Consider the following 12,161-nt stretch of genomic DNA (forward strand, 5'->3'; position numbering starts at 1 on the left):
AGAAAGTTAATTAATTTTAAAAGCGTCTTGAATTGTTTTAACCGGAACCAAAAGCATTTTTGAATAGTCGAGATAATGAAACTGCAACGCGTCTTGACCGCGCAAATATTGGTTCTTGAAATACTTTATTTTTGAAGGATAAAAAAGTGTTCCGGTGAGCATAACCATATATAAATAAAGGCTTCGCTTGCCGTTTCCGTATAAATAATATTGCATCCCAATTTCTTCTGGGACAGAAATCCCGGTGTTTGTTAGCACGTGAATGACGTCGTGATCTTCAAGTTTTGGCTGAATATCGAAATTATGCTTTAGGAGAAAACAGCCAAGATGAAAGCCAAGTGTTTCCTGCGGATATTGAAGAAATTCTTGCTGAGAAATATTCCAAGGTTGGTTTTTCTTGAAGAATTTTTGGTACGGCTTTTTGCTGATTTCGTACAATTTTTCGATGAATAAATCTTTCATAATTTTATATTTAAAAGTACTTTGTTTTTCAAAGTTAATAGATAAAAAAAAGGCGCTAGCTTTTCTGAATCAATTTTTCAAGAGCTTCGATGTGTTCCTTAAAGGCTTTTTTTCCGTCCTTTGTGGCAATGTATTTGGTGTTCGGCTTTTTGCCAATGAATTGCTTTTCGATGGAAATATAATTTTCTGATTCTAAGGCTTTCGTGTGGCTTGCCAAGTTTCCATCGGTGACACCCAAAAGTTCTTTCAGCATATTAAAATCGGCTGATTCATTGACCATCAGCACAGACATTATTCCCAGTCTGATTCTGTGGTCAAAGGCTTTATTTATATTTTGGATGATGTTTTTCATTTGTTGTTTTTAAGTGATGCAAATTTAATTCTATAATCTAGAAATCATTCTTTCTCATACTTAAAATACATCACGGCGCCGTAAAAAATATGGCAGAATCCAAAACCTAAAGCCCAGAATAATAGTCCGTATCCAATGAATTTTGTGGAAATCAATCCTAACACAATCATTGTAATTCCGAGATAGCGAACGCCTCCAAGTGTGTACTTGCTGGCGTTTACGCAAGCCAACCCATAAAACAAAAGTGTAAGAGGGGCAACCAATCCCAGGATTTCCTTCTCGATTAAAAACAAAATGAAAATTCCTCCTGTTACCATCGGAATCATAAAATTAATGATCAATCTCTTTGAAGACGAATCCCAAAATTTCTCGTTTTGTTTTTGTGCTTTTCTATAGCTGAAGAAAATTCCGGTAATCAATGACAAAAAAACTACGCTTGTTGCGATAGCCAAAAGCTTGTATATAGATTCTTGCGTGACAACTAAATTTCGGTAGCTTCCCATTAAAAGCGTATCAGAATAAATTGTGTTGTAAGCCAACCAAGCACCAATTAAAGAGTAGATTCCGGCCAAGATTCCAGAAATACCGCTCAGCGAAATAAAACGCGAAGAACGGTTCATCATATTCTTGATTTCTGAAATGTCATTAAGATATTTATTCGCTTCCATAAAAAAGTACTTTGAATAGCAAAGTAAATGAATTAAAATGTAATGGCAAAAAAAATCCCTCGAAAATTTCGAAGGATTTTTTATTATTTGGATTTAAACTTCTTAAAGTCTGAAAATTCCGCCTACAGAAATAATTCTTTCTAAGAAAGCAAAATGCTGTGAAGCGCTGTCGGCATCACTTTTCGTGGTTTTAATATCTTGCATATCGATATAACCACCTTTCAATTCACCTTGTATAAAAAAGTGCTTGAAAAAGGTAAAGTTGATTCCGGCCTGCGCAGAAATTCCATAACCAGAAACGTGAAATTCGTCGTGTCTGTCTTTGCCTAAAAGCGTTGTATTTGTCTTTGGATAAAGCAATCCGCCACCAATTCCTTCGGTTAAATTGATCTGAAATTTATCAGTGTTTGGAAGGCTGAACCATTTTGAAATGTCGTCCACGCGGTTAATCTGAGTGTGAATATAATTTAAACCGTCAGTGTGTTCAAATTGCAGGAAATCCTTTGTCATTTCAGTAGGAGTATTGTTGTAAGTTCCGTTGTAAATAGAACTTTCCTCACTCGCAGGAAGATTTATATTTCCAGAAACATTGGCAATTTGGTTTTGATTCATCACATATTTCATGTGATCCACGCCAATTGTAATATTATAATGATCAGTAATAAAATAGCCAAATTTCAAATTCGTCTGCGGAATCGTCATTCTCGCCGGATTCAAATAGTCAATATGGTATCCTTTTGGCTTGTCTTCAGCTTTCACGTCGTGTATCGTGATGTTGTAATCGTCGCCTTTAAAATGAATATCAGATTTGGTATAATTTGCCCTATTTCCGCCCCAAGTAACAAAGAATTTTCCTTTATTGTGGGCAGTGTATTTTTCAGGAGTCGTTGCCGTTTCTTGGGCAAAGGTGTACTGTGAAAAAGCACAAAAAGTTAGTACAGCCATTAAAAATGGGTGTTTCAAAGCGAGGGGTATTTATTTGTATTAGAAATTATTTACGGTTTGTCTGATGGCAACAAGCTTCGTCATTAAACCTTCAAAATATTTGAGGTCAAGCATGTTAGCGCCGTCACTTTTTGCATTTGCCGGATCAAAATGTGTTTCGATGAAGATTCCGTCAACACCCACAGCAATTCCAGCTTTGGCTACAGTCTCAATCATATCAGGTCTTCCGCCAGTCACGCCAGCAGTTTGATTTGGCTGTTGCAATGAATGCGTCACGTCAAGAACTGTCGAAGCATATTGTTGCATTGTTGGAATTCCTCTGAAATCCACAATCATATCTTGGTAGCCAAACATCGTTCCGCGATCGGTTACCATTACTTTTTCATTATTGCAATCCAAAACTTTTTGAACCGCATGTTTCATACTTTCCGGACTCATAAATTGTCCTTTTTTCAAGTTCACGACTTTTCCGGTATTTGCAGCAGCAACAACCAAGTCAGTTTGGCGAACCAAAAACGCAGGAATCTGAAGCACGTCAACATATTCTGCCGCCATCGCCGCATCTTCGTTTGTGTGAATGTCAGTAACCGTTGGAACTCCAAAAGTTTCTGATACTTTTCTCAAGATTTTTAATGCTTTTTCATCACCAATTCCAGAAAAGCTGTCGATTCTTGAACGATTTGCTTTCTTGAAAGAGCCTTTAAAAACGTAAGGAATATGTAATTTGTCAGTAACTTCAACCAATCTTTCAGCAATTCTCAAAGCCATTTCTTCACCTTCAATCGCACACGGACCTGCCAAAAGAAAAAAGTTCTTACTGTCTAAATGTTTAATTTGTGGAATATCTTGTAAATTCATAAGTGTTGTTTTGAAGCTGCAAATTTACGAATAAATTCAATCTAAAGATATTTTCTGTGAAAAGTTTAAGAAGCGAACGGACAGTGATTTATCAGCGAACCATTTTCCCGCTTTTTGCAGTTGCTTTTCTCCGAAAACGGAAGAAAAGGCTACTGCTGCCAATCGGGGCTATTTGAGAAACTAAAGGCTTTTTTTTAAACTTTCTTACTCGTGATAATTCAAAAAATATTTTGTTTTTTTGACACGAGCGAGACGCTCGCGCCAGCTGGGGCACATTGCCTAACAAATGTTTCGGAATAATTAGCATATAAACTTAATTGACGCGATCAATATGTTGGCTTTAGCCCAAATTCAAGCAAACTCTTCTTGGATGTTAGGTTCCAGGAAAATATTTATTTAATTGAATTGAATAAATTTTTTCTAAAAATTCTTTGGTTTGTAAACTTAATACGGACCAATGGTCTTTATCCCAAACTTCATGAAAAAATTTATCAGGATTATTTATAATCATTAGCCATGTAGTAATTCCATTGTAGTTTGTACCTGTCACATTTTTTTTAATATTTTCGATGAAGTTGTCGGGGATATTTTTGTCAATATCTTCCAATTTTTTCCATCCAAATTTTTCAAGTTCATTGATAATTAAGATTTCTCTTTTGTTTGAAATAAAATTATGTTCTAATATATCACCAAGTTTAGAAAACTTTATTCTAAGATATTCTTTCAATGTTGTTGAATTTATTAAAATATCTAGATTACCTTTTTTGGTTTCTTTATTTACGTTGTCACTTATTCCATCTATTGCAATAGATATAGAATTAAATTCAGAGTCTGCGCTTTCGAGAAGTCCCGCTAATAGCATAAAACGTCTTTGAATTTTCTTCGGCAAAACACCACTAAATTTATAATTTCTATCATGCTCAATTTCTGCCCAGGCATGTTGTAAAATTGTACGAATCTGAATTTCGAAAAACAAATCTCTTAAACGTTGATATTCAGGAAGTTCTAATCTGTTTTCTTTCAGTTGGCCCACATAATGAACAGACTTATAGCCAACTTTATCAATTCCTAGATCTTCACTTTTATCTGAACTTTTTTCCCAATCTATATTGAAGTTATCTTCAATAATTCTTCTTATCGGTTCTATTTGTGATTCAACATATGTGATAATTCTTACTCCTGATAGATCCGTCATTTCAATTTTTGGATTAGAATATTCTTTCCTAATAATTTTTTTTGAAAAACTCTCCACATCTTTTTCCCTGCTACTTGTAGCGTGATATTCATTACCTCCAAGTTCAAGTAGTTCAACGATTATACTTTCTACTTTTTTTGCAAGTGTGCGATATAAAGATTTATGTTTTAGATACCAATCTATAATTTCTGTATTATCTTCCATTTTTGTTTTTCTAAAAATTGCTTTTAAATTAAATTTTAAACAAAGAAGAGCAAACTTTCACCATAAACTAAATGTTTACTCGAAACCTTGCCAAATATTATTCAACGAATATAATAAAATATGTATTCCAAATAATTAATTTTTCTTACATTTTATATAAAAAAACGCAACAGAAATGTAACTCTTCAAATATTTAAAAATTTTATTTCTTCAATCCAAATCCCTTAGGGACAAATAAATATCCCTTTTCATAAATATTAAAATATAATTTTATAGGTTTTTTTAATCCCGGATAAGTAACCTCATAAATATCTAAAAATCCTGCGCCAGATTCCCCTCGTTTAGTAGGAAATGGACAACAGCTTTCCAACTTTTTATACGAAATTGTTTCGCCTTTTGGACCAGTCAACGCATCTAGAAATCGATTTTGGTTGATTTCCTCATCCTTCACATTTTTATAAAAGACATTTATCGGATAATTTTTATCGTAGCCGTATTTTTTGTCTTTGGCATATTCTGTTATTAAAAACCAGCCCTCTTTTGTCAAAGTTGGTTCGGGCGCATTTTCGTCCACATTCTTTAAAGTAGATTTCGCACTGATGCAAGAAACCATCAAGATTCCTGCAAAAACAATAAGTAACAGAGATTTTATTTTCATTTGTATATTTTTTCTAACGCAGATTTGCAGATTTTAATTTAATAGCGTCTAATGATTTAAAAAATCTGCGACCCGAGACCATATGGCGAACGGACGAAGTAATCTGCGGTTATTTATTTTTGCTTTTTAGTCTGAATGAAATACGAAACAATTGCCGAAATCACCATCCCAACGGATAACGTAAAAAACACAGTTTGCATTATGTAACTTTTCAAATTAAAGTAGTTTTCTGCAGTAACTTTATCTTTAGAAACGGCAATCATATTTTCAAAAAATTCTGGTGCAATTACTTGATGCAAACACGCTTGTGTCAGTGGCATCAAGACCGCAATTACAATCGTCATATAAAGTCCGGTGGCAGTTCCTTGTTTCCAATCCATATTGTTTTGGAAATAATTTGTCTTTTTTTCTTTCAAGGCAACGGTATAAATAATGCTGGCAAAAAGATAAAATAAGACCGAAGACAACATATAATAACTCATATTTTCTCCGAAAATGCCCAAAACTTTTTCAAAAATGGCCCAAGCCAAATAACAAAAAGTGTAACGGATTCCCCACTTGATTTCAATCGCAAATTTTTTCATTGTATGTAATAAATTCCGTCCAAAAATAAGGGTTTATTTTCAGAAGTAAGTCAAAAGTTTAAAAGTCGTCAAGTCAAAAGGAAATAAGATTGAAAAATTATTCATAATCAGCTAATTATTTATCTTGATTGGAAACTGTATATTTATTACAACTTAATTTTATGAAGGAAATTACCGTCAGCTGAAACCGAATTCTTATTTTTGCGCAAATACTCATAATTATGTATAGTTTTTACGGCACTTGGCCTTGGTATATTTCAGGATTTTTGCTTGGAGCAATAATGTTGGCATTGATTTATTTCGGAAAAACATTCGGAATGTCATCAAATTTAAGAACACTTTGCACAATTTCTGGAGCTGGAAAATTCTCAGATTTCTTTAGATTCGATTGGAAATCACAGCGTTGGAATTTAGTAGTAGTTTTAGGAGCGATGATTGGCGGTTTCATTGCCGTGAATTATTTAAGCGACGGTTCTGGAGTTCAGATTAATCCGCAGACGATTTCGCAGTTGCAAGAAATGAAAATCGACACGCCGGTGAACGGAAATCTGCTTCCTGAGAAATTTACTTCGACAGAAAATATTTTCACTCCAAAGATTTTTGCGTTTATGTTATTCGGAGGATTGTTGGTTGGTTTTGGCGCACGATATGCCGGAGGTTGCACTTCAGGCCACGCTATCACCGGAATGAGTAATCTTCAGTTGCCATCTTTGATTGCCGTAATTGGCTTTTTTATCGGCGGATTGATTGCTTCTCACTTTTTACTTCCTCTAATTTTTTAAGCTATGAAATTTATAAAATATCTAATTATCGGAATTGTTTTCGGAATTGTTTTGACAAAATCAGAAGCCGTTTCGTGGTACAGAATTTATGAAATGTTTCAATTTCAGTCGTTTCACATGTTCGGAATCATAATGACCGCAATTTTCGTAGGCGTTATCGGAATTCAGATTTACAAAAGAAATAACATAAAAGGTTTCGACGGAACTCCAATTTCTATTCCAGACAAAGAAAAAGGTTTCAAAAATTATATTATCGGAGGAACTATTTTCGGACTAGGTTGGGGAATGATTGGAACGTGTCCCGGACCAATATTTATCTTGATTGGCGCAGGTTTTTACGGCATCGGAATCGTTTTGATTGGCGCTTTAATCGGGACTTTTTTATATGGAATTTTGAAGGATAAGTTGCCGAGTTAAGCAATTAAAACATGAAAAACAAGATTCAAGTTTTAAGAGAATCAAAGGGTTTGACGCAAACAGAACTCTCTGAAAAATCGGGGCTTTCACTGCGTACCATTCAGCGTCTAGAAGCAGGAAATGCGCCAAAAGGTTTTACGCTGAAAGCAATTGCCAAAGCTTTAGAAACAAAGCCCGAAGAGCTATTAATTTTCCAAGAAACTACAAATATCGATAGAGCAAAACTGATCAATCTTTCGGTATTATCAGGACTTGTTATTCCTTTTTCGGGAATTATTTTACCGCTAATTTTGACTTACAAGTCGAAAGATGCTTTTAATAAAGAACTTGGCAAAAGCATCGTCAGCATCCAAATTATTTTGACAGCAACTCTTTCGGTATTCATGATTATTTGTCCGTTTATTCAAAAAAGTTTTTCTGTAAAATTTCCGTTATTTCTTATTCCGTTGATTCTTTTTATTTGCCTAAAGCTTCTCGTTGTTTTAATAAACGGAAATAGTTTGAATCAGAAAAACGACTTGGCTATTAAGTTGAAATACAGTTTCTTGTAACAAATGTCATAAAACTGTCGTAAAATTGACGCAGTATTTTTGTGCGAAAATTGGTTTTTAAACCCGAATCTTGCAGAAAAAAAACATGAAGATTTTTAAAAAGATTGCAATCGCAATAATTGCGTTAATCATTTTGATAGTGGTTGGAGGTTATTTGTATTTTGACCAAAAATTTACGCCAGAAGACAATTATTTAACTGTAAAAAATGAAAGCGGGCGGGTTCCAATCACTTGGTTGGGAACTGACAAAAATGTATTATTAATTCCAGTAAAATTTCCTGACGACAGTTCAAAATATTACATGCAGTTTGACACTGGCTCTCCGTACACGCTGTTTTATTCAAATTCGATTAAGAATATCAAAGGAATTTCAGTCAAAAATAACAGAGCGAAAACTTCTTTTCAAATAGGAAATACCCAAATTTCTTCGGATAAATTCAAGTTGTTTAATAATGATAAGTTAGATGAAGAGAATGATTCCATCAAAATAATTGGCACGATTGGAGCTGATATCCTTGAAGATAGAAATACGGCGATTAATCTAAAAGGAAGTCAAGTTGCTTTCAATCTTTTAGAAAAACCAAAAGAATTCAAGAATAATCTTTCAGATTTTAAATTCAAAAAGCGAAAAATAATTATAAAAGCATTTTTAAATGGAAATGAGGAAAAGTTTATATATGATTCAGGAACAAGTGCTTATGAATTATTGACCAATAAAGAAATTTGGAAGCAACTAAAATCTCCAAATTCAAAAGTTGTCGTTGAAAAAGCCAAATCTTGGGAAAATACACTCACGTCTTACACTGCAAATTGTAAAAATAAACTACTTTTGAATAGCAAAGAAATTCCACTGAACGAAGTAACTTATGTCGAAGGTTTTTCCGAAAAACAATATCTGATGATGAAATTTTCGGGAATGACAGGAATGCTGGGTAACAAAATTTTCTTGAAAAATTGCATCTATATTGATTGCATTGACAACAAAATCGGAATAAATTAAGCCACCGCGTTATTTTCTCCATTTTCAATCGCAATAACTTCTTTATCAGCAATAATTAACTGTTCTAGTTCCTCAATTTTTTCTCTGACAGCTTCAATATAATTATCGTCATTTTTCATACTCGCCAGATATTTCAGCGTTTTTTCATCGTGGTGGAAGAATGTCTGCGCTGATTTTGTCGCTTCATAATTATCGTGACCCAAGAGCTTTAAAACATCAATTCCAACACGCAGACTTGTGTCCAAAGTTTCTCGGTAAATGTGCATAATTCCAGCGTTCATCTGGTCATAAGCATCGTCTCGGTTTTCTGAACGTACCAAAATATAAAGATGCGGAAAGTGCTTTTTAACCATTTCAATCATCAGCATGCGTTCGTCTCTGTCACCAATTGCGATGACCACAATCTGTGCTTCTTTTGCGCCGGCAATTTCCAATAAATCGTGGCGCGTCGCGTCTCCGTAATAAACTTTGAAGCCTAATTTTCGGAGTGTATTTACGTTGTCGCTGTTATTGTCTAAAACGGTTGTTGAAACATTATTGGCTCTCAAAAATCGTCCAATTGTATTTCCAAAATGGCCATAACCAGCAATAATTACGGAGTTGTGTTCTTCTTCCACGTCGTTTTCATCACGGTCGTCATCTGGTGCCATCGAACATTTTGAAGTCAGTAAAACTTTCTCGTTGAACATCATCAAAAGTGGTGTAAAAGCCATACTAATTGCCGTAACCGCCATCATCAAATCAGTAATTTCCTTGCTTAAAATATTTTCTTGGAACGAAAAACTCAACAATACAAAAGCAAATTCTCCGACTTGGCTTAACCCAAAACTAAAGATGAAATTTTGGGAATAACCCACTTTAAACGATTTTCCTAAAATATAAAGCACGAAGATTTTGATAGCCATTAATCCGATGACCAAACTTAAAATCAGCATTGGATTTGAAAGTAATAATTCGAAGTCAATCGAACTTCCTACGGAGATAAAAAATAATCCTAGTAACAATCCTTTGAATGGGTCAATCGCGATTTCAAGTTGGTGTCGATATTCGCTATTCGCCAATAAAACGCCTGCCAAAAATGCTCCCAAAGCTGGACTTAATCCTACGGATGTCATCAAAACCGCAATTCCTACAATTAACAATAAAGCCGTCGCCGTGAACATTTCGTTCATTTTGGTTCGCGCCATCATATTAAAAATAGGACGGAGAAGGTATTTTCCCGTAAGAACAACAATTAAAATCGAAGATAAGGTCAAAATTGCCTGAATCCACTGCGGGAAATTATCCATAAAAGTTTTGCTCACAATGGTTGTCGAAACGGCTTTCAATTCTGGATTTGCCAATAAAGGAAACAGTGCCAGCATTGGAATTATCGCAATATCTTGAAACAACAAAACCGCAAAAGAACTTCTTCCGGCAACGGTTTTCATCCAGCCTTTTTCGACCAAAGTCTGCATTACAATTGCCGTGGAAGACATGGAAATAATCATTCCTAAAACCAAAGAGGTTTTCCAATCCAAACCTAAAATCATTGCAATTATGGACACAATTAACGTAGTTCCCAAAACCTGCAAACCGCCCATTCCAGCGATTCTTTTTCGCATGCGCCAAAGTCGGGAAGGTTCTAATTCGAGGCCGATTACAAACAACATCATCACAACTCCAAACTCTGCGAAGTGCATTATATCATGACTTTCGGTGCCGACAAGCTGTAAAAAGGCTGGGCCAATTACAACTCCTGCAATCAAATATCCGAGTACGGAACCAAGTCCCAAACGTTTTGCAATCGGAACCATAATTACGGCCCCGGCCAGATAAATCATTGCTTGAAAGAAAAAGGTATCTTGCATACTTTAAAGTTATTAAACACAGATTTCACAAATTTTCACAGAATAAATATTATATAGTTTTGCTTCTAAAATTTGTGTTGTATTAAATCTTTATAAATTTAGTTTATAAATTGAATGGTTGAGATTCTTTTGAAAAAAAAATCAATTGCCGTACTTGATTTCGGGCAATTGATTTAAGAAACAAAACAAAATCTAAAACAATCTTTTATTTTTATTTCCAACCGCCGCCTAAAGCTCGGTATAATTCAATATCTGATTCTAATTGTGAACGTTTTAAAGTGGCCAGTTCTAGTTCGCTTTGCAACAAATTTCCTTGCGCCACGATGACTTCCAGATACGTTGCCATTCCGTTTTTGAAAAGCATATCTGAGTTTTTTATTGCTTTTTGCAAAATTGCCACTCTTCTTGAAGCGACTGTTTGCTGTTCTTTCAGTTTTTCGATTTTTACCAAAGCATCTGAAACTTCGCCAACGGCCACCAATACCGACTTTCTGAAATTAATTACCGCTTTTTCTCTTTCGATTTTGGCAATTTCATACTGGCTTTTCAATCTTCTTTTTTGCAATAAAGGTTGGGTTAAGCTTCCGGCCACGGTTCCAAATAAGGAAGCCGGCATATTGAACCAATTGCTTGATTCAAAGGAGTTCAAACCGCCGGAAGCTGTAATATTTAAGGCCGGATACATCGATGCTTTTGCAATCCCGACTTTTGCATTTGAAGCTCTTAAAGCCAATTCTGCATTTTTCACGTCAGGTCGTCTGCTTACCAAAGAAGCTGGAATTCCGGCTTTCAAATCTTCGTGTAAACCAATTGCATTTAAGGTTGTATTTCGTTCTTTTTTGCTTGGAAAACTTCCTGTAATTACGCTCAAAGCATTTTCTTGAATGGCAATATTTTGTTCCAATTCTGGAATTAATTGTGCGGCAATTGCCTGTTGTGCTTCGGCTTGCTGTTGCGCTAACGAAGTGACTTGGCCAGATTCAAATTGCAAATTGATTACGAAAATTGTGCTGTCATTTAATGTCAAGTTTTTCTTTGCGATAGCCAATTGCGCGTCCAACATCAGCAAGTTGTAATACCCTTTTGAAACATTGGCAACAATTGTAGTTTGCAAACCTTTTTTAGCTTCTTCCGATTGTAAATATTCGGCTAAAGCGCTTTGTTTTCTGCTTCTGATTTTGCCCCAAATGTCTGCTTCCCAAGAAAGTCCGAGAACGGCATTGTAATCTTCGATGTGTTTTTTTCCTAGGAAACTGCTGGTGCTCAAACCGTTCAAACTATTATCTGAAGGTCTATTTGAAGTTGCAGCAACTTGAAGATTCAGCTCAGGAATATTTCCCCATTTTGCCTGTGTCAATTGCCATTGCGCTTGTTCAATATTTTTTTGAGCAGTAAGCAAGTCAAAATTTCGAGTCACGGCGCTGTCGATTAATTTTTGAAGGGAAGTTTCTGTGATGAATTCTTTCCAACTTAAATCAGCAACACTCGTCGAATCATTGTAAGTCACATCCCTGAAATTTTCAGGGAATGCGTCTTTTGGCGTCTCAATATCTTTAGAGACTTTACAAGCTGTCAGTGTGGTAATTAGTACCAAAACAGCTACATATTTATTGATGTGTTTTTTCATTTTTTGAG

General features: G+C 35.0%; 14 protein-coding genes. 4 read left to right on the forward strand and 10 right to left on the reverse strand.

Annotated elements, in window-relative coordinates:
- Nucleotides 1–6 precede the first annotated feature (6 nt).
- From ACFPVY_RS03525 to ACFPVY_RS03560, 8 genes are all read right to left on the reverse strand, one after another.
- The gene (locus tag ACFPVY_RS03525; RefSeq protein ID WP_379790363.1) at nucleotides 7–462 is read right to left on the reverse strand and encodes a hypothetical protein; all 456 of its coding nucleotides are present in this window, start codon (nucleotides 460–462) and stop codon (nucleotides 7–9) included.
- A 55-nt stretch (nucleotides 463–517) separates the two neighbouring features.
- On the reverse strand, nucleotides 518–814 hold the full coding sequence (locus ACFPVY_RS03530) for a winged helix-turn-helix domain-containing protein (protein ID WP_379790364.1): 297 nt from the start codon (nucleotides 812–814) through the stop codon (nucleotides 518–520).
- Between the two features lie 44 nt (nucleotides 815–858).
- The gene (locus ACFPVY_RS03535; RefSeq protein ID WP_379790365.1) at nucleotides 859–1,482 is read right to left on the reverse strand and encodes a hypothetical protein; all 624 of its coding nucleotides are present in this window, start codon (nucleotides 1,480–1,482) and stop codon (nucleotides 859–861) included.
- 102 nt (nucleotides 1,483–1,584) lie between these two features.
- Complete coding sequence (locus tag ACFPVY_RS03540; protein WP_379790367.1) at nucleotides 1,585–2,427, reverse strand: hypothetical protein; 843 nt, start codon at nucleotides 2,425–2,427, stop codon at nucleotides 1,585–1,587.
- Nucleotides 2,428–2,466: 39 nt separating this feature from the next.
- Entirely contained in the window at nucleotides 2,467–3,285 is an 819-nt protein-coding gene (kdsA, locus tag ACFPVY_RS03545) for a 3-deoxy-8-phosphooctulonate synthase (protein WP_379790368.1), read from the reverse strand.
- A gap of 373 nt (nucleotides 3,286–3,658) precedes the next feature.
- Nucleotides 3,659–4,684: a GTP pyrophosphokinase gene (locus tag ACFPVY_RS03550; protein WP_379790369.1), complete on the reverse strand. Its 1,026-nt coding sequence runs from the start codon at nucleotides 4,682–4,684 to the stop codon at nucleotides 3,659–3,661.
- Nucleotides 4,685–4,886: 202 nt separating this feature from the next.
- Entirely contained in the window at nucleotides 4,887–5,342 is a 456-nt protein-coding gene (locus ACFPVY_RS03555) for a 2-dehydro-3-deoxyphosphooctonate aldolase (RefSeq protein WP_379790370.1), read from the reverse strand.
- Nucleotides 5,343–5,455: 113 nt separating this feature from the next.
- Nucleotides 5,456–5,926 (reverse strand): DUF4199 domain-containing protein, encoded by a 471-nt coding sequence (locus ACFPVY_RS03560; protein WP_379790371.1) that lies wholly within the window; start codon nucleotides 5,924–5,926, stop codon nucleotides 5,456–5,458.
- A gap of 221 nt (nucleotides 5,927–6,147) precedes the next feature.
- Here ACFPVY_RS03560 and ACFPVY_RS03565 point away from each other — a divergent pair, with 221 nt between their 5' ends.
- The 4 genes from ACFPVY_RS03565 to ACFPVY_RS03580 all read left to right on the forward strand — a co-directional run bounded on the left by ACFPVY_RS03565 (nucleotide 6,148) and on the right by ACFPVY_RS03580 (nucleotide 8,676).
- Nucleotides 6,148–6,708 (forward strand): YeeE/YedE family protein, encoded by a 561-nt coding sequence (locus ACFPVY_RS03565; protein WP_379790372.1) that lies wholly within the window; start codon nucleotides 6,148–6,150, stop codon nucleotides 6,706–6,708.
- A gap of 3 nt (nucleotides 6,709–6,711) precedes the next feature.
- Nucleotides 6,712–7,125: a DUF6691 family protein gene (locus tag ACFPVY_RS03570; protein ID WP_379790373.1), complete on the forward strand. Its 414-nt coding sequence runs from the start codon at nucleotides 6,712–6,714 to the stop codon at nucleotides 7,123–7,125.
- 11 nt (nucleotides 7,126–7,136) lie between these two features.
- Nucleotides 7,137–7,676, forward strand: a complete 540-nt coding sequence (locus tag ACFPVY_RS03575; RefSeq protein ID WP_379790374.1) for a helix-turn-helix domain-containing protein — start codon at nucleotides 7,137–7,139, stop codon at nucleotides 7,674–7,676.
- 85 nt (nucleotides 7,677–7,761) lie between these two features.
- On the forward strand, nucleotides 7,762–8,676 hold the full coding sequence (locus tag ACFPVY_RS03580; protein WP_379790376.1) for a hypothetical protein: 915 nt from the start codon (nucleotides 7,762–7,764) through the stop codon (nucleotides 8,674–8,676).
- Here ACFPVY_RS03580 and ACFPVY_RS03585 read toward each other — a convergent pair.
- Together ACFPVY_RS03585 and ACFPVY_RS03590 are read right to left on the reverse strand one after the other, a co-directional pair.
- Nucleotides 8,673–10,526: a monovalent cation:proton antiporter-2 (CPA2) family protein gene (locus tag ACFPVY_RS03585; RefSeq protein ID WP_379790377.1), complete on the reverse strand. Its 1,854-nt coding sequence runs from the start codon at nucleotides 10,524–10,526 to the stop codon at nucleotides 8,673–8,675. The two genes, ACFPVY_RS03580 and ACFPVY_RS03585, sit on opposite strands and share 4 nt — an antisense overlap.
- Nucleotides 10,527–10,737: 211 nt before the next feature.
- Nucleotides 10,738–12,153 (reverse strand): TolC family protein, encoded by a 1,416-nt coding sequence (locus tag ACFPVY_RS03590; protein WP_379790378.1) that lies wholly within the window; start codon nucleotides 12,151–12,153, stop codon nucleotides 10,738–10,740.
- Nucleotides 12,154–12,161: the final 8 nt, after the last annotated feature.

This window comes from Flavobacterium qiangtangense (genome assembly GCF_042658345.1).
Taxonomy (GTDB): Bacteria; Bacteroidota; Bacteroidia; order Flavobacteriales; family Flavobacteriaceae; genus Flavobacterium; species Flavobacterium qiangtangense.